We start from the raw sequence: 16557 nt of genomic DNA on the forward strand, positions 1-16557 counted from the left end.
AGCCCTTTTCGGGGCGCTGTGAGGCTGCCATGCAGCGCTACCACAGGCCTCAGAACAGTTCCACCTCGGCGTGGTCCTGTGTCTGCTTTTTCAACTGGCCGGTGCTGATCAGCTCGTGGTAGTGGCAGACCTGGTTGCGGCCATGTTCCTTGGCGTAGTACAAGGCCTGGTCGGCATGCCCCAGGATCTCGACAGCCGATCCTTCGTGAGTGCTCACGAAACCCAGGCTCACCGTGACGCGACCGACCTGAGGGAAATCATGGTGCTCCACCGTCTGGCGAAAGCGGTTGAAGATCTGCCGGGCCGTGGCCAGCGTGGCCGAGCGCAACAGGATCACAAACTCCTCACCCCCGAAGCGGAAGATGCGGTCCTGGGCGCGGAAAGACGCGCGCAAAAGGTTGGCCATCAGGATCAGCACCTCGTCACCGTACAAATGCCCGAAGCGGTCGTTGACCTGCTTGAAATGGTCGATGTCGACCACGGCCAGCCAATGCCTCGGGCTGTCTTCGTCGGTGGCCGCATGCGCGCCTGGGGTGTTCGGACTGTGACCCGGGCGGGAGAACTCGGCGTCAAAGGTCTTGCGGTTGAACAGGCCGGTGAGGGCATCGCGCTCGCTGTAATCGAGCAGGCTCTGGTAGTTGCGGTAGACGTGGAAGATGCCATGGATCACGTTGAGCGTGTCCTGGCCAAAGGCCTGGTCGTTTCGGATTTCGAGACAGGCCACCACCTTTTCCTGCAGCCACACCGGCAGCCACAGTTCGTATTCGCCACTGGCCGAGCGCTCTTCACGGCCTGCCGACTTGTCGGCGATGCAGGCGGCCAGCGCCGGATAGGCCAGCAGGGGCAGCCGCGGGATCTCGGCGTGTTGCGGGTCTTCGATGGACTGCAGTGCGCCGTCGTTGATCCAGGCTTTGGGGCGAACAAAGGTTTCCTCCCCAATGGTCACCACCTCCAGCGCACGGACCTCTTTGACATTGCCCAATTGGTGCAAGGCTGAAATGACCGAGATTTCCAGGCGGGCATGATCACGGTGGCCCGTGATCTCGACCAGATGCTGCAAAAGTGGATTCATTGTCAAAACCGGTTGCACACAAGGGGAAATGACGAGTTCGAGCCGGGCCGAAGGGGGCGGATCCGTTTCAATCCCGGCAGAAGATGGATGAGGCGCGATGGTAGCCAGTTTTTGTAAAAGCACGCTTGTGCCGTGCCGAGCTGTCCTGAGATTTGTTCGAAATCGGGTGGTTCTGTCGCAAAAATGCACCAGGCTCTGGCGTTGCCCGCGGCTTTGTGTCTATGCCCGTCTGGCAGCTCCGGGCGCATCCCCGGGGCGGCTCACGCCGAGGCACAAGCTGTCAGCTGACCTTCTCGAACACCAGGTCCCACACCCCATGGCCCAGGCGCAGGCCACGGCGCTCGAACTTGGTCTCGGGGCGGTACGCCGGGCGATCGGCGTAGCCGCCGCTGGCCTGGCGGTTGCGCAACAGGGGGTCCGCGCCCAGCACCTCCAGCATCTGCTCGGCATAGGGCTCCCAGTCGGTGGCGCAATGCAGGTAGCCGCCGGGGCGTAAACGAGCCGCCAACTTGGCCACCAGTGGTGGCTGGATCAGGCGGCGCTTGTTGTGCTTGGTCTTGTGCCAGGGGTCGGGAAAGAAGATGTGCACCCCTTCGAGCACGCCCTGCGGCAGCATGTGGTCGATGACTTCGACCGCGTCGTGCTGCAGGATGCGGATGTTGCTCAAGCCACGTTCGCCCACCTGCTTGAGCAGCGCCCCCACACCGGGTTCATGCACTTCGCAGCACAGGAAATGGGTGTCTGGCATCAGGGCCGCGATGTGGGCCGTGGCGTCGCCCATGCCGAAGCCGATCTCCAGCACCACCGGGCCGGGTGCGCCGAAGGCCTCATTCAGGTCCAGAGGTGCGGCGCGGTAGGGCAGCACAAAACGCGGGCCCAGCAGTTCAAAGGCCTTGGCCTGGCCGGTGGTGGTGCGGCCGGCGCGCCGCACAAAGCTCTTGATGGTCTTGGGAAAGGCCACGCCGGCCGGGGCGCCGGCGGGCTGGGCCTCTGAGGCCGTGCCAATCGCTTCGGTCGCTGCTTGGGGGGCCACGGGGGCGGTGTTTTCTGGGTGTTCTTGCATGGTGTCGGGGTTTCAGGCGCAGGGCCGGGCGCGATCAGAGCGCGATCGAGGCGCAAACAGGGCGCCAAATGGAGTGAGATTGTAGGCAAGCGGGCGCTGTCTGCGCCCATTCAGGCCTGTTCAGCCCCAGCGGGCCCGCCACATGGCGGTCCACCTGAGCAATTGATCGCTGATGCCGGTATCGGACGTGGGTTCATCGGGCAAACCCAGCGCCTGGGCTGCCTGGCGCAGTGCCGCCAGGCAACTGGCCGCGCTGCGGGTGTCGATGGCGGGTGCGCCGTGTTGCTTGGACAACTTCTCGCCGCGCTCATCCAGCACCAGCGGGGTGTGCAGGTAGCGCGGCGTGGGCAGGCCCAGTGCGCGTTGCAGCAGGATCTGGCGCGCCGTGTTGTCGCACAGGTCGGCGCCGCGCACGATGTCGGTCACGCCCTGGGCGGCGTCGTCCACCACCACGGCCAATTGGTAGGCCCAGAGCCCATCGGCCCGTTGCAGCACAAAGTCGCCGACTTCGGTGGCCACATTCTGGGCTTGGGGGCCCAGGCGCCGGTCTTGCCAGTGCAGGTCGGTGGCCCCGGGGATCTTTTCCACCTCCAGCCGCCAGGCCCGCACGGCGCGGCCAGGGTTGCCCTGGCGGCAGGTGCCCGGGTAGACGGCCTGCTGGTGCCGGGCCCGTTGCACGCCCTGGGCCTGCAAGGCGGCTTCGATCTCCTTGCGGGTGCAGGCACAGCCATAGGCCAGGCCGGCCTGGATCAGGCGCTGCAAGGCCTTGGCGTACAGGGCGTGGCGCTGGGATTGCCACACGGGTGGCTGGTCCGGGTGCAGGCCGCAGGCCGCCAGTTGCTGCAGCAGAAACAGGTCGGCGCCCGGGCTGCAGCGAGGGGGGTCGATGTCTTCGATGCGCACCAGCCACTGCCCGCCATGGGCTCGGGCGTCCAGCCAGCTGGCCAGGGCGGCCACCAGCGAGCCGGCGTGCAGGGGGCCGGTGGGGGAGGGGGCAAAGCGGCCGATGTAGCCGCCAGGGGGCAGGGGCATGGCAGGCGGGGGCGGCTGCAGGGCTGCCCCAGGGGCAGCTCAGCTCAGCGAGAGTGCCAGGCTCAGGCCGGACACAAAGGCGTCTTCCACCCGGTGGCCCAGGCACCAGTCGCCGCACAGGCCGATGCCGTTGGCCGGGTCCCAGAGGTGGGTCTGGCCCAGCGCCTTCAGGGTTTTGGCGTGTTTCCAGCGCTTCAGGGCGATGTGGCTGGGCTCGGCATGGATGCCGGTGACGTCGACAAAGGCGCGGTGCAGCTTGCCCTGCACGCGCTCGGCGCTGTCATCCAGGTGTTCGCTCGACCAGACATCGCTGGCCTGCACGGTCCAGCGCTCGATCTGGCTGCGCCCGGGCTTGGACGACTCGCGGGCCAGCCAGGCGATGCGGTGGTGGGTGCTGCGGGCAGCGTTCCACTGCGGGCCCAGGGTGGTCAGGCCCGGTTGCACCGCCTGCGGGAAGGCCAGCATCAGGGTCCAGCAGGGGGCGATGGTCACGGGCTGCAGGGCTTCGGCCAGGGCGCCGGCGCTGGGCACGGCGGCCAGCAGTTCGGCGGCCTGGGGCGCGGGCAGGGCCAGCAGCACGGCATCAAAGCCGGCATGCACCTGGCTGCTGCCGTCGTCACCGGCGGTGTGCAATTGCCAGCGCTGGGGTTGCAGGGTGTCGCGTTGCAGGGCACTCACCCGGGTCTGGGTGAGCAGCCGCCCCTGGGCTTGCAAGGGGGCGGCCCAGTCGCGCACCAGGCGGTTCATGGCCGGCACGCCCACCCAATGGGGTTCGGGGTGGGGCAGGCTGGGGGAGCTGACCTGGCCGTGTTCATCGAGGATGCGCACGGCGTTGGCGCTCCAGCGGCGGGCGGCGTTGGGCGCGGTGGCCAACGCCAATTCAAAGCGGGGGTCGCGCACCGTGAAGTATTGGGCGCCGGTGTCGAAGCTGCCAAAGGCCGTGTCGGTGCTGGCCATGCGGCCACTGGCGCCGGCGCTTTTCTCGAACACGGTGACGTCGTGCCCCGCCTGGGCCAGGGTGCGGGCGCAGGTGATGCCGGCCATGCCGGCGCCCACGATGGCAATGCGTTGGGGCACCAGGGTGGGTGGGGCCGGCTTCTTGCGCGGGCCGGTCGAGCTTCGAGGGCGTTTTGCCATGCTGAGTCTCCGATCAATGAGGACGTCACAAAGCCTAACCCAATTGGCGGGCCTTCCGGGCGAGTTGGATCAGCGTTTTGCGCTGCGGGCTTCAGGGCTTTCCCACCCCCGGCGTGCCGTCGCAGCCTGGTTGTCAGCGCACCACATGCCGGGGCTGCTCCAGCAGGGCCTGGCAAGTGGCGGCCGATTCCAGACGGTCCAGCCACCATTGCAGGGCCCGGCCGGGGCGTTGGCCGGGGCTGGCGCGCCAGGCGTAGCTGCAGCGCATTGGGCGCGAGGCCCGCTCCAGGGGTTTGTGGATGAGCATGCCGGCATCGAGGTAGTTGCGCACCATGGATTCAGGCAGGAAGCCCGCACCCAGGCCGCGTAACTGGGCTTCGACCTTGGCCTGCATGGTGGGCACGGTGAACACGTCCTGGCCAGGCAGCAGGTTCACGGTCATGCCGCGGCCACGTTGGCTCGAGTCGGCCACGGCCACCGCGCGGTGTTGCCGGATCAGGTCGTCGCACAGCGGCTCCTGCACCTTGGCCAGGGGGTGGTGCGGTGCCACCACGTAGATGAACTGCATGGTGCCCAGCTCGCGTTGCTGGATGTCGCTGGGGGTGGATCCATCCATGATCACGCCCAGCGCCAGATCGGCATGGCCCAGCACCAGGGCCTGCAAGGTACCGGTCATGATCTCGTCGCGGATGCGCAGGCGGGTGGGCGGGTTGAGCTGGAAGAAATCGCCCGTCAACTCCAGCAGGGTGCCGCGGGTGATGACACCATCCGCGGCCACGGTGAACTGCGGCTCCCACCCGGTGGCCACGCGTTTGACGCGGTTGGCCACGGCGTCGATCTCGTCGAGCAGGCGCGCGCCTTCGCGCAGCAGCTCTTGCCCGGCCTCGGTCAGGCGGGCCTGGCGGCTGCTGCGGTCGAACAGCAGCACGTCCAGCGCATCTTCGATGGCGCGCACCCGGTAGGTGAGGGCGCTGGGCACCAGATTGAGCTGGCGCGCCGCAGCGGCAAAGCTGCCGCTCTGCGCGATCTCCTTCAGCATGCCCAGGGCATCGGGGGTGAGGACATCGCGGGCCGTGGGTTTCGTGGAGGGCATGGCCACCGTCGATTCAAAAAAAATGAATGATGCCATCAATCACCGCGCATTGCAGAGGCTGGGGCGGGCCCTAAAGTTCAGCCTCAGGAGATGCACACCATGCTCAGCGTTCGCAAATCAGGGGAAAGAGGTTATGCCGATCACGGCTGGCTGAAGTCCTTCCACAGTTTCTCTTTCGCCGGCTACCACGACCCCCGCCACATGGGCTGGGGCAATCTGCGGGTGATCAACGAAGACCGCATTGCGCCGGGCACCGGATTTGGCACCCATGGTCACCGTGACATGGAGATCATCAGCTATGTGCTGAGCGGCGAACTGGCCCACCAGGACAGCATGGGCCACGTCAAAGGCATCCGCCCCGGCGAGGTGCAGCGCATGAGTGCAGGCCGCGGCGTGACCCACAGCGAGTTCAACCACGCGCCGGGCCAGAACACCCACTTTCTGCAGATCTGGATCCTGCCCGATGTGCAGGGCATCGAGCCCGGTTACGAGCAAAAAGCGTTTTCGGACGCCGACAAGCGCGGCCGCCTGCGCCTGGTGGCCTCGCCCGATGGTGCCCAGGGCTCGGTGCGGCTGCATGCCGATGCCAGCCTGCATGCCGGCATGTTCGACGGGGAGGCCGAGCAGGCCACCCTCGCGCTGCAACCGGGCCGCAAGGCCTATGTGCACCTGGTGCGTGGCCGTCTGCTGGCCAATGGCCAGATGCTGGAAGGTGGCGACGCGCTGCTGCTGGAGCACGAGAACCAGTTGACCCTCAGCCACGGCAGCGATGCCGAGGTGCTGGTGTTCGATCTGGCGCCCTGAGCCGGGCGGCAGAATTCATTTTTCTCAACCTAGGAGTCTTTCATGGCAAAAGTCGTTGTTGTTTTCCACTCGGGTTATGGTCACACCCTGCGCCTGGCGCAATCGGTGGCCGAAGGCGCTGGCGGCACCCTGCTGGCCATCGATGCCGAGGGCAACCTCCCCGAAGGCGGCTGGGACACTCTGAACGCTGCCGACGCCATCGTCTTCGGTTCGCCCACCTACATGGGCTCGGTGAGCTGGCAGTTCAAGAAGTTTGCCGACGCCAGCTCCAAGGCCTGGTTCACCCGCGCCTGGAAGGACAAGCTGTTTGCCGGCTTCACCAACAGCGCTTCGCTGAACGGCGACAAGCAAAGCACCCTGCAATACCTGATGACCCTGGCCATGCAGCATGGCGGCCTGTGGGTGGGCCTGGGCGAGTTGCCGAGCAACAGCAAGGCCGCTCAGCGCAACGACTCGAACGTGCTGGGTGCCTCGCTGGGCGCCATGGCCCAAAGCCCCTCGGACAGCTCGCCCGCCGAAATGCCGCAGGGCGACCTGGACGGTGCCAAGGCCTTCGGTGCCCGCGTGGCGGCCGCTGCGGCCCGCCTGGCCAAGTAAGCGTTGCCAGTCTGGGGCCTGCCACCCGGTGGAGCGCAGGCCTTTCGTTGATTTCACAAGGAGCACAGCCCATGACGGCCTGGACCGCGATCTCGCCCCACACCAAAGACCTGGGTGGCGGCTTTCTGGTGCGCCGCGCCTTGCCCGCGGCGCAGCGTCAGGCCGTGGGGCCCTTCCTGTTTTTTGACCACTTCGGCCCGGTGCAGGTGCAGCCGGCCGACCAGTTCGACGTGCGCCCGCACCCGCACATCGGGCTGGCCACGGTGACCTACCTGTTCGAAGGCGCACAGATCCACCGCGACAACCTGGGCTTTGAGCAACGCATCGAGCCCGGTGCGATCAACTGGATGACGGCCGGCCGCGGCATCGTCCACTCCGAACGCCGCCCGCCCGACCTGGCAGACCAGTCTTATGCCATGCACGGCTTGCAGCTGTGGGTGGCCCTGCCCGAAGCGCTGGAAGACGTGACGCCGAGCTTTGTCCACACCCCGGCCGAAGCGTTGCCTGAAATTCAATACCCCGGTGTGCAGGTGCGCGTGCTGGTGGGTGAGGCCTTCGGCCAGCGCTCACCGGTGCAGACCCTGTCGCCCACGCTGTACCTGGATGTGCAGATGGCGCCCGGTGCCACCTTTCACCTCCCCTTGCTGGCGCAGGAGCAGGCCTTGTATGCCGTGCAGGGCGGCTTGCTGGCGGGCGATCAGGCCTTGCCTTTGCAGCAACTGGTGGTGCCGCAGGGCTCGCTGGACCTGCAGGCCGGGCCTGAAGGCTGTCGCTGGGTGTTGGTGGGTGGCCAACCCCTGGGGCACCGCCACATCCGCTGGAATTTCGTCTCGACCTCGAAGGCCCGCATCGAGCAGGCCGAGCTGGACTGGGCACAAGGCCGTGCTGAAGCCGGCATGGGTCAGGTGCCCGGCGAGACCGAGCGCATCGAGCAGCCCCAGCGACCGGGGCACTGAAACGGAGGCGCGGAGTCAGCGCAGCGGTGACAGATCCGGCGCCAGCGCCTCGCGCTCGTCAAACACAAAGCAACTGCCCTGGTAATGGGCGCCATCGGTTTCCTCGAAGTACTTGAGGATGCCGCCCTCGAGCTGGTACACATGGGGGAGGCCTTCCTCGCGCATCAGGATGGCCGCCTTCTCACAGCGGATGCCGCCTGTGCAGAAGCTCACCACCGTCTTGCCTAGCAGATCGGCCTTGTGGGCGCGCAAGGCGTCGGGGAATTCGGTGAACTTGTTGATGCGCCAATCCACCGCGCCTTCAAACGTGCCGTGGTCCACCTCGAAGGCATTGCGGGTGTCCAGGGTGACCACCGGGCGGCCTTCGTCGTCATGGCCTTGCGCCAGCCAGCGGCGCACCGTGGCCGGTGTGACGGCGGGCGCACGCCCTTCGGCCGGGCGGATGGTGGGGTGGTTCATGCGGATGATCTCGCGCTTGACCTTGACCAGCATCTTGCGAAACGGCTGGTGGTCCGACCAGCTCTCCTTGGGCGCCAGATCGGCCAGGCGGGGGTCCTGGCGCAGGGTGGCCACCACCTCGCGCACGGCCTCGGCGGACCCGGCCAGAAAGAAGTTGATGCCTTCTTCGGCCAGCAGGATGGTGCCGCGCAGCGCCAGGCGCTGGGTTTGTTCGGCCAATTGATCGCGCAGCTGGGCCGCATCGGGCAGCGGCACAAACTTGTAGCAGGAGATGTTGAGGACCTGGGTGTTCACGGCGCGCATTGTAGAAGCCCACGGGGCCTGGGGCTCACTGGCTGGAGGTGACGGAGCAATTGCTGTCGCTGGCCGAAACAGGGGTGCAAACCCGGGCTCTGCCGGTTCGGGCCAGAACCAGGATGCGGGTCTGGTTGGGCTGCAATGTGCTGCCCACGTCGTTGCGCTGGATGCGCAGCGTCATGGACTGGAAGCCGCTGTTGTCCGCAGTCTTGGAGTAGCCCGAGCCATCGATGCGGATCAGGCCCAGCGCTGTACCTGAGCCGTCGTTGGTGCTGATGTTGATGTATCCCTCTTGGGCCGGCACGGTCTGCAAAAGCAGATCCTGACCATCTGTGTAGGTTGCTGAGGCCCCGCTGATGGTGCCGGTGTAGGTGTTGCTCGAGGCACTGAAGCCCGGACGGGAGACAAAGACCTTCCAGCCGCTGGCCCAGTTGGTGCTGGTGTTGGGCACCACAAACGCGGTCTGGTTGCGCTTCATGGCTTCACCGCGTGCGGTGTTGATCGAGGCGAGCAGCGCGTTGGCCACCGAGGTCATCTGCGAGTTGCGCTGGAAGGTGACAAAGCTGGGCACTGCCACCAAGGCCAGCACCACGATGATGGCCATGACGACGATCAATTCGATCAAGGTGAAGCCCCGGCTGGGGCGCTCGGGCGATTTCATGGCCAGCATAACTTGGCATTGGTGCTCGACGCTGTGCCCGTACAGGTCTTGGTGCCGGTGCTGGTAACTTCAAGCACGTTCACCACAGTATCAGTGAACTGCGGAGTCGCAGTCACTTTCACACAGTCGGCCAGCGTGATCGTATTGCTGCAACGGGAGGCGCTCAACAGATAGGCAGAGTTGGCCACCGTGTCGCCAGAGTAAAACTTGAACGGAAACGTCGCGGCGGTGAAGGACGGCGTGCCACCGCCACATTCACCGCTGTTGTAGGCCAAGGCCGAGGCTGCGCTGGTGGTTGAGCTGAACGACAGGTAGCAGTTGCGTTGGGTCATGTAGCGTTCTTGCTGCAACAGCAACTCGGCAATGGCCGAGCGGCCCTGGGCCCGTTTGCCTTTGAGCACCGAGTCTTGGTAGGCGCCGAAAGCCACGCGGGCCAGAATGCCGATGATGGCCACGGTGATCATCAGTTCGATCAGGGTAAAGCCCCTGTTGCGGTGTTTCGTGCTCATGGTGCAGTTTTCAAATCCCAGTAATTATTGATCTGTCGCCAGCTCAGACGTCCCACCACGTCGGTGATGGTGACCGAGCTCCCGGCCACCGCCGAGCCTGTCGAGCCGCTTTGCACGCTGGTCTTGACTGTGGTGCGGGTGCGTCGGCCCGTTGAATCGCTGGCACTGTAGGTGATGGACGATTCCAGATCGACATACATGGCGCCACCGAGCAGGCCCACCGTCGAGGTGCTGAAGGTACCGTCACCGGTGGCGATGTCGATCACATACTGGTTGCCGCTGCCGGGCGTGGCGGTGCAGGTGCCAGAGGTTCCGGCCGCTCCGGGGATGATGGTGTTGAAACTGGCCGAGGGACTCAGGTCCAGGAAGCTGCTGATCATCTTCTCACCACTCGAGGGCAGGTCGAAATACCAGCCCGAACGCAGGGGCTTGGTGACGGCGGTGCCGGTGCTTGAATCGCTGTAGGTGGCCGTGTCGGTCATGGCCCGACCCCAGACAAAATCACCCACCGAAACCGTATGAGGGGTGACGCTGGTATCGACGGTACCCTGGGCCAGGCGGGTGCGACCGGTGATCACGCTGGCTGTGCTGGTGGTGGTCGTCGCGCTGTCTGATTGGCTCAGGCCGGTCACGCCGTTGTCGTAGACGGCATAGATCGAATTCTGGGCCGTGGAGGTCTTGTCCGACGATTCGAGGAATTTGCCTGTGCCAAACAACACATAGAAAGTCTGCAGATTGTTGACCACCGGCCCGGTGAAAATTCGGGGCGCCGAGAAGATGGGCTGCACATTGGAACTGCCGTCCTTGGCGATGTACATCGGGTAGGCCTCAGGCGTGGAGGCTGTGCCTTTGTTGAAGAAGGACAGCTTGTTGACATTCCAGTCGGCCGTGACCGTTGGGTTGAAGGCGGCGCGGTCGGTCGTGGCGTTGCGCGGTGTGAAATCGAGCTTCCAGAGCTTGCCATGCAGGTCGCCGACAAAAATGCGATTGACGGCACCTGCCGAGTCGTAAAGGGGTGTGAAGTTGGCGACGCCTGGTGCTTTGGTCGCCGCCAGGGTGGTGTCCAGGGGCAGGGCCACCTTGTAGTAGTTGGTGCCCGGTGTCCAGGCATCGCCCGCGGCCTTGTCCAGCGCCAGGAAGAACAGCGTGGGCTGACCCGTGCTGCTGTAGCGCCCATTGGCGTCGGTTACATAGTTGTTGACACCACTGGCGACCACGGCGAACCAGCGGTAAGTGGTGGAGGTGGCCCCTGGCGCGCTGGTGACCAGCTTGAGGATCTGCGGCTGGCCCACCACATAGCCCAGGTCGGTGTCGTCGGCATTGGTGAACTCCCACATCACCTTGGAAGCAGAGAAGGCTGTCGGGTCGGTCACATCAAGGGCGAACACGCCCCGACCGCCAGCGCCGGTACCTGACACCAGCACGGTCTTCCAGGTGCAGGTGCTGGCCGTGAGGGTGTGTGAGGGGCCGACGCAGGCCTCGCCCACGGCCGGCAGTCCGTCCACATAGCTCTGGTGGTTGTTGACGTAGCTGGTGCTGGTCAGGGCGGAGAGCTTGCTGGCCATCCAGCTCGGGATGTAGGCAAACAGCTCGGCCCCGGAGCTGGCGTTGAACGCATGCAGCATGCCGTCGTTGGCGCCCACGTAGACAGCCGCTGTGCGACTCGCATTGTCGCTGTAGAAGGTGCTGTAGCTGTTTTCGGTGTAGCCCTTGGCCGGGGCACCGGTGTAGACCACGCTGGAGTTGACGATGTCACCCAACAATTTGCTGCGACGGCGGAAGGTGGTGCCTTCCAGCGAGCGGTCGCCGCGCAGGTAGTTGAGGCGGCTTTCGCCAAGGTTGTCGTTTGCGGCCGAGGGTGAGGCCTTGTTCAAGGGGGTCCGGATCGTCGTGAGGTCGACGGCGCTCCACAGAAAATCGGTGGCCACCGGGTTGGACGTACCGCCCACCTGCCCCATCACGATGTTGCGCGTGGTGGCCGGGTTGGCCCGGTTGGTCAGCACATCGGCCGCACTCCAGTTGGGGGTGGTGCCGATCGAGACGGCGCCATTGGCCACCGTCAGCGGCAGGGCCACCACATCACCGGTCCAGTTGCTGGTGTCAAACGCGCCCTGGTAGATCACGCTGCCGTTGGTGGCCGTGAGGTACTTGGATTGCAGGGAGACCCCGGCGATGTTGCGCGAGGAGTTGGCGGCCCGGCTGAAAATGCCGTTGAAGGCACTCAACACCCCGCGGGCTGAACTCTGAAGGTAATAGGTGCTGGCTTCACCGGGAGAATTCAGGTTCTGCCACACATCGTTGTTGTTGTTGCCACTGTTATCCTTGAAGGGATTGCCCCAGGTGTTGTAGGGGTTGCCGCCCACGTTGGAGGCATCGGCTTCGAAGCCACCGTATTTGGACGCCATGAAGAACTGGTTGGCGTAACGGCGGGTGTTGGTATCGTTCTGAGCGCCGTACTCGTTGACGTCAAAGAGGAAAGTCTTGACGCGAAGGCCGGGGCGTTGTTTAGACGTTGCATTGGTCCAGGTGCTGCCTCGGATGTCATGGGTGTGGGCCCAGTAGGCTGAGCCCATGATCTGGCTGGTGCTGCTGCCCGATGGCACGCTGTAGTTGGCGCCATTGGGGTTACCGGTGGTTCGTTGAACCGCGGTGGGGGTCGTGCCATCTAGGTAGTTCGATGACACATTTTTCTCAAAGTTCTGCACCGTGGTTCGCCATGCATTGATGTCGATGATGTTGTTGGCTGCGTCTGGGGTAGGCAGTCGATTGCCATCATGGGTGTTGATGTCGCCAATCACCACGATATTGCTGCGCACGCAGGAGTAGTCGGCCGAGGCGGAGCGGCTGCCACCATAGGGATCGGTCCAGGTCGTGAAGACCGGGAAGCCGTCCTTGTAGGTGTCGGTGATGTTGCTGATGGCATCGGCACTGGGGCTCAGGCCCTGCAGGTAGCGCAGCACCTCGTAATGCAGCTCGCCCACCGGGTCATAGATCTTGTAGCGGCCAGCGACTGGACCGGTGCGGCCGAATTTGTTGAGGTAGTTGACCACCCCGCTGATGCCCATGGTGTCGCCATCCGGGTTGGTGACAAAGACCCCGGTGGTGTTGTTCCACTCGATGTTGGCGTTGCCCGTGCTGGGCGTGTTGTCATTGCCGCTGTCGTCAAAAGTCTTGTAGCCCACATACTTCATGGGGGCGCGCAGCACGCCGCCGTAACGACCACCGGAGTTGTAGCTGGCTGTCTGGTCCATCAGATAACCAAAGGCGGCCAGGCGGAGTTGATCGCTGTACTTCTGGATCACGCCTGTCGGTTTGTAGTTGCCGCTAGGGTATAGCGAACAGAGTCCGTAGTCGCGCACATCGGCCAGGGCGCCACCACTCTTGTTGCAGACCTGAACCCGTGAGTAGAAAAATCCATCACTGTTGAGTTGGGTGCCGGCAGCCGTGGGCGGTGTCCAAGACCCCGTGTAATTGCGGTAGTAGCAAGCCTTGACCGTGCCCGAATAAGGGTCGCCAAACACGTTGTTGTTGCAACCTACCCCGTTGTAGGCGGGTGCTACGGCCCAACGGTTGCCTGCGCCGTACCAGACCTCCTTGGTTCCGGTGAAGGCGCAGGTGCCGTTCTCAGAAGCGCAGTTCGTCATGCCGCTGGGTTGGCTGATGTTGGTGTTGGTAACCACCGGCCCCACCGCCTGGGTGGATGCTGGGCTGTTCAGCACATAGCTGGCCGGGCCGGTCGAGCAGTTGCCCGTGGCCGAGGTGCCGAAGTAGATTTTGTTGAGCGTGTTGGCCACATAGATGTCGCTGCCATTGGCGGCCGTGATCATGGCGGTGGGCACGGCTCCCCAGTAGGTGCCGGCGCCACCGCCGTCCTTGGTGAGTTGCTTGGCCGGAAAGTTGCTGCTGTTCCACATGCAGATCGGGTCGCCATTGGGGATCAGGGCGCGCTGCAGAATGGTCAGACCGTCCTGGTCGATGTAGCGGTCGCCGCCCGAAAGCGCCAGGCGCAGCATGTCGATGGCCGAACTGCTGGCCCAGTTCAGGAAGTTGCCACTGAAGGCGTTGCTGCATTTGCGGTTGGTGGCGGCACCGCTGCGGTCAAAGCGCTTGTAATCGCTGGCAGTCAGTCCCGTGGCAGGCGTTTCGCTGGGGCTGTCGTTGTAGGTGTAGCAGGATTCGGCGTCGTAATAGCCCAGGTACTCGGTGGCGTTCGAGTAGGTGTTGTCACTGCTGCCGCCCGGGGTGTACTGGGCACCCACGGTGGGGTACTCCACCGACAAGGCCAAGGCCAGGCTGGGCTTGTCGACAGGGGTGGTGGCATACAAGGGGGTCGAGGACAGAGCAATCGGGGTGTAGGCCGGGGCTGTGGTCTGGCTGTGGACCAGCCAGGACAGGCCGAGGCCGGCGCCGACGATCAGGCCCAAGGCGGTGACGAAGCCGGCGCGCTGGTGCACGCCCAGTCGCAGACGTTGCAACCAGGCGGTGGGGGCAGTAAGGGCGTTCATGGTTGGCTCGCTCATTCGCGGTAGATCATTTGAATGACCGCCTGGATGTCCTGGCGCGGGCCGAAGCCCATGGCCGTGACGCGGTACACGTAGCGTGATTCAGGGATGCCTTTGGTCTGGACCTCTGTGGGGTCTTTGATGGCCTCAATCACATAGCGCGGGGCCTGGGCAGACTTCAGCCCCCCACCCGTGGGGTAGGGGTTGGAGGTGCTGCGGCCAGTGAATGTGCCCCAGGCCACGGTTTTGGCGCTGCTGCTGGTGTCCAGGAAGTCGACCGACAGCCAGGCGGGCTTGCCCGTGACGGTTTCTGCACACAGCCCTTTTTGGTTGCCACTGCTGCCACAGCCAATCACGAATTGGCTGGTGTCAGTCGCCGGCATGAAGACCGAGGTGCGGGTACCGACAATCACGCCTTTGGAGTAGATGTCGAATTCAGCATCGACCAGGGCCGCCTCGGCCGCCTGCCAGGCGATCTGCTGGTCGCGGTCATTGCGGGCGCTGCGCTCGCCCATGGTGGCCAACTGGATGCCACCGACGCCCAGCAAAGAGACGATGATCAGCAGGATCAGTACCACCATCAGCGACACGCCGCGCTGACGCTTCGATGGGCTGTTGAATGGTGGGTGGGTGGTGGCCATGTCAGCTGCTCTGGTCATTGCTGGGGTGTTGTGCATCTCAGGGCCCTGGGCAGGCGCCTGTTGATGTGCAGCTTCCTTGGGAATTGCGCAGGTGGATCGTGAACGTGACGCTGCGGCGCAGGCGCCGATCAGTGAACAGGGTGCCGGCACTGCCCAGTGTCCCAGGGTCGGCGCTGCTTCCCATGGCGGTGGCCACGGCGCCTGCAGAGCCATCGGCAGCCAGACCGAAGGGATAGAAGCTTGCTGAACTGACATCGTTGGACTGGCCGTTGGCGCTGCGCAATGTCAGCCCGACGCGGACACTGCGCACGCGGCGCCAATTGAAGTAGGTGGCGGCCAGGTTGCCGCTGACGGTCAGCTGATCGGCACGCAGGTAGCGGTCGGGCATGATGTCGGAGGCGCTGCTCACGGCCGTGCTGGTGTTGGCGGGGCCTATCGAATCCACGCCGTAGAGCACCTGGAAGTTCTCGACGCCGCGCACCAGCATGGTTTGCGTCACGGTGGTGCTGTTGATCGGAATCGAACTGCACATCAAGGCGGGCTCGCCATCGCTGTCAGTGCCCACATGAAGGATGCTGATCGCGTAGTCATCCCGGCTGGTGGCGGGCGTGGTCAGGCTTTCTCCGTTGCAATTGATCATGCTGCCGTCGGCGGTGCCGGCGGTCGACGAACTGGAGTTGGGCTGAAACCGCAGCACCAGGATGTCACTGCCGTAGCCGACTGTGCCCTGCACTCGGTCGGTCCCGCCATCCCAGGCGTCGGAGCTGGTACGGCTCTGGTTGTTCTTGCCATAGATGACGGGCGGCGGATTGCTGACCACACCCGTCACATTGGTGGGGCGGTTGGTGGTGGAGTATGCGAGGTCCTTGAAGCCGGTCTGCACCACCAGGCGCTGGACCAGGTCCGTGATGAAGCGGCTGTTCTCGCGCAACTGGGAGGCAGCATCGTTGACCGTGAAGCCCTGGCGAGCGACGTTCAGCGCGGCCATGGCGGCCAGCACGACAATCAGGCTCACGGCGAGGGCCACCATGAGTTCGATCAGGGTGACCCCGAGGTGTCTGGTGGGGCGGGCGTTCGTGCGCATCAACTGTTTCCTGCCGTGATCGGCACGATGAGAATGGGGCGGGTGCTGGCCTGTACGAACGCCGCAGAGCCTGTGTCGCTGCGATCCGTGCTGGTCTGGGTCCAGGCAATCTTGACGTACATCACGAGATCTCCGGCGCCGGTGCCATTGCAGCCCCATTGAGGGAGGTTGTTACTGTCGTAAGGCTGATTGTCAAAACAGATCTGCACTCTTGGCGAGGGCAATTCGCTGTTGACGCGGCTCAGCCACTCGGTCATTTGGGCATTGGCGATCGCCAGCCCGCTGGTGCAACCCGTGCTGGCATTGCTGACATTCATGCAGTATTCGGCGGTGGTCGGTGTCAGGGGAGCCGTGAAATTGCCCACATAGGGGTTGTTGGTCGTGAGGCGGGCCTGATCCTTGTTGCCTCGCATCATTTCGCCCATTTCGCGCACCAAGCCCGCCGCCGTCGAGGCGAGCCGAGCCTGCCGATTGGCCTGCAGCGAAAACGACTGCATGCCCACCATGCCCAGCATGCCGAAGGACAGCACAAAAATGGCCACCAGCACCTCCAGCAAGGAAAAGCCACGCTGCATTCGACCGCCGGCATGGCTGGCACGAGCGGGGCGAGGCGAACTGGGGGGCAGGAGCGCAGGCATGGGTTTTGTAAC

Annotated in this window: 15 protein-coding genes; 3 read left to right on the plus strand and 12 right to left on the minus strand. The window is 64.6% G+C overall.

Features of this window, described 5'->3' with window-relative positions; genetic code table 11:
- Window positions 1-49: 49 nt before the first annotated feature.
- From L880_RS0102945 to L880_RS0102965, 5 genes are all read right to left on the minus strand, one after another.
- Window positions 50-1072, minus strand: a complete 1023-nt coding sequence (locus L880_RS0102945; RefSeq protein WP_027474393.1) for a GGDEF domain-containing protein — start codon at window positions 1070-1072, stop codon at window positions 50-52.
- A 280-nt stretch (window positions 1073-1352) separates the two neighbouring features.
- Complete coding sequence (gene trmB, locus L880_RS0102950) at window positions 1353-2135, minus strand: tRNA (guanosine(46)-N7)-methyltransferase TrmB (RefSeq protein WP_027474394.1); 783 nt, start codon at window positions 2133-2135, stop codon at window positions 1353-1355.
- Between the two features lie 120 nt (window positions 2136-2255).
- A complete protein-coding gene (gluQRS, locus tag L880_RS0102955) occupies window positions 2256-3167 on the minus strand; it encodes a tRNA glutamyl-Q(34) synthetase GluQRS (RefSeq protein WP_027474395.1) in 912 nt (303 codons plus the stop codon).
- A 39-nt stretch (window positions 3168-3206) separates the two neighbouring features.
- Window positions 3207-4304, minus strand: a complete 1098-nt coding sequence (locus L880_RS0102960) for an NAD(P)/FAD-dependent oxidoreductase (RefSeq protein ID WP_027474396.1) — start codon at window positions 4302-4304, stop codon at window positions 3207-3209.
- 133 nt (window positions 4305-4437) lie between these two features.
- Window positions 4438-5397, minus strand: a complete 960-nt coding sequence (locus tag L880_RS0102965; RefSeq protein WP_027474397.1) for a LysR family transcriptional regulator — start codon at window positions 5395-5397, stop codon at window positions 4438-4440.
- A gap of 99 nt (window positions 5398-5496) precedes the next feature.
- On the opposite strand from L880_RS0102965, the gene L880_RS0102970 reads away from it, so the two are divergent.
- The 3 genes from L880_RS0102970 (at window position 5497) to L880_RS0102980 (ending at window position 7754) form a co-directional block, all read left to right on the plus strand.
- Entirely contained in the window at window positions 5497-6201 is a 705-nt protein-coding gene (locus L880_RS0102970) for a pirin family protein (RefSeq protein ID WP_027474398.1), read from the plus strand.
- Between the two features lie 42 nt (window positions 6202-6243).
- Window positions 6244-6798, plus strand: coding sequence for a flavodoxin family protein (locus L880_RS0102975; RefSeq protein ID WP_027474399.1), 555 nt, complete (start codon window positions 6244-6246; stop codon window positions 6796-6798).
- Between the two features lie 71 nt (window positions 6799-6869).
- The gene (locus L880_RS0102980; protein ID WP_027474400.1) at window positions 6870-7754 is read left to right on the plus strand and encodes a pirin family protein; all 885 of its coding nucleotides are present in this window, start codon (window positions 6870-6872) and stop codon (window positions 7752-7754) included.
- Window positions 7755-7769: 15 nt separating this feature from the next.
- Here L880_RS0102980 and L880_RS0102985 read toward each other — a convergent pair whose 3' ends face one another.
- From L880_RS0102985 to pilV, 7 genes are read right to left on the minus strand one after another with little or no spacing between them, the layout of a single operon-like run.
- Complete coding sequence (locus L880_RS0102985) at window positions 7770-8516, minus strand: sulfurtransferase (RefSeq protein WP_027474401.1); 747 nt, start codon at window positions 8514-8516, stop codon at window positions 7770-7772.
- Between the two features lie 25 nt (window positions 8517-8541).
- Window positions 8542-9180: a GspH/FimT family pseudopilin gene (locus L880_RS31445; RefSeq protein WP_043328377.1), complete on the minus strand. Its 639-nt coding sequence runs from the start codon at window positions 9178-9180 to the stop codon at window positions 8542-8544.
- Window positions 9168-9680: a type IV pilin protein gene (locus tag L880_RS0102995; RefSeq protein ID WP_027474402.1), complete on the minus strand. Its 513-nt coding sequence runs from the start codon at window positions 9678-9680 to the stop codon at window positions 9168-9170. Before L880_RS0102995 ends, L880_RS31445 begins: the two co-directional genes overlap by 13 nt.
- On the minus strand, window positions 9677-14185 hold the full coding sequence (locus L880_RS0103000) for a pilus assembly protein (protein WP_043328379.1): 4509 nt from the start codon (window positions 14183-14185) through the stop codon (window positions 9677-9679). Before L880_RS0103000 ends, L880_RS0102995 begins: the two co-directional genes overlap by 4 nt.
- A gap of 11 nt (window positions 14186-14196) precedes the next feature.
- Complete coding sequence (locus L880_RS0103005) at window positions 14197-14823, minus strand: pilus assembly PilX family protein (RefSeq protein ID WP_084460969.1); 627 nt, start codon at window positions 14821-14823, stop codon at window positions 14197-14199.
- 37 nt (window positions 14824-14860) lie between these two features.
- The gene (locus L880_RS31450) at window positions 14861-15907 is read right to left on the minus strand and encodes a PilW family protein (protein ID WP_051443017.1); all 1047 of its coding nucleotides are present in this window, start codon (window positions 15905-15907) and stop codon (window positions 14861-14863) included.
- Complete coding sequence (gene pilV, locus L880_RS0103015) at window positions 15907-16545, minus strand: type IV pilus modification protein PilV (protein WP_169737718.1); 639 nt, start codon at window positions 16543-16545, stop codon at window positions 15907-15909. The genes L880_RS31450 and pilV overlap by 1 nt, the downstream gene beginning before the upstream one ends.
- Window positions 16546-16557 lie beyond the last annotated feature (12 nt).

The organism is Curvibacter gracilis ATCC BAA-807 (assembly GCF_000518645.1).
GTDB classification, from domain to species: domain Bacteria; phylum Pseudomonadota; class Gammaproteobacteria; order Burkholderiales; family Burkholderiaceae_C; genus Curvibacter; species Curvibacter gracilis.

Bases quoted from the DNA above. Each gene is read 5' to 3' on its own strand.
- L880_RS0102945 (WP_027474393.1), bottom strand. From the start codon at position 1,072: ATGAATCCACTTTTGCAGCATCTGGTCGAGATCACGGGCCACCGTGAT.
- trmB (WP_027474394.1), bottom strand. From the start codon at position 2,135: ATGCAAGAACACCCAGAAAACACCGCCCCCGTGGCCCCCCAAGCAGCG.
- gluQRS (WP_027474395.1), bottom strand. From the start codon at position 3,167: ATGCCCCTGCCCCCTGGCGGCTACATCGGCCGCTTTGCCCCCTCCCCC.
- L880_RS0102960 (WP_027474396.1), bottom strand. From the start codon at position 4,304: ATGGCAAAACGCCCTCGAAGCTCGACCGGCCCGCGCAAGAAGCCGGCC.
- L880_RS0102965 (WP_027474397.1), bottom strand. From the start codon at position 5,397: ATGCCCTCCACGAAACCCACGGCCCGCGATGTCCTCACCCCCGATGCC.
- L880_RS0102970 (WP_027474398.1), top strand. From the start codon at position 5,497: ATGCTCAGCGTTCGCAAATCAGGGGAAAGAGGTTATGCCGATCACGGC.
- L880_RS0102975 (WP_027474399.1), top strand. From the start codon at position 6,244: ATGGCAAAAGTCGTTGTTGTTTTCCACTCGGGTTATGGTCACACCCTG.
- L880_RS0102980 (WP_027474400.1), top strand. From the start codon at position 6,870: ATGACGGCCTGGACCGCGATCTCGCCCCACACCAAAGACCTGGGTGGC.
- L880_RS0102985 (WP_027474401.1), bottom strand. From the start codon at position 8,516: ATGCGCGCCGTGAACACCCAGGTCCTCAACATCTCCTGCTACAAGTTT.
- L880_RS31445 (WP_043328377.1), bottom strand. From the start codon at position 9,180: ATGCTGGCCATGAAATCGCCCGAGCGCCCCAGCCGGGGCTTCACCTTG.
- L880_RS0102995 (WP_027474402.1), bottom strand. From the start codon at position 9,680: ATGAGCACGAAACACCGCAACAGGGGCTTTACCCTGATCGAACTGATG.
- L880_RS0103000 (WP_043328379.1), bottom strand. From the start codon at position 14,185: ATGAACGCCCTTACTGCCCCCACCGCCTGGTTGCAACGTCTGCGACTG.
- L880_RS0103005 (WP_084460969.1), bottom strand. From the start codon at position 14,823: ATGGCCACCACCCACCCACCATTCAACAGCCCATCGAAGCGTCAGCGC.
- L880_RS31450 (WP_051443017.1), bottom strand. From the start codon at position 15,907: ATGCGCACGAACGCCCGCCCCACCAGACACCTCGGGGTCACCCTGATC.
- pilV (WP_169737718.1), bottom strand. From the start codon at position 16,545: ATGCCTGCGCTCCTGCCCCCCAGTTCGCCTCGCCCCGCTCGTGCCAGC.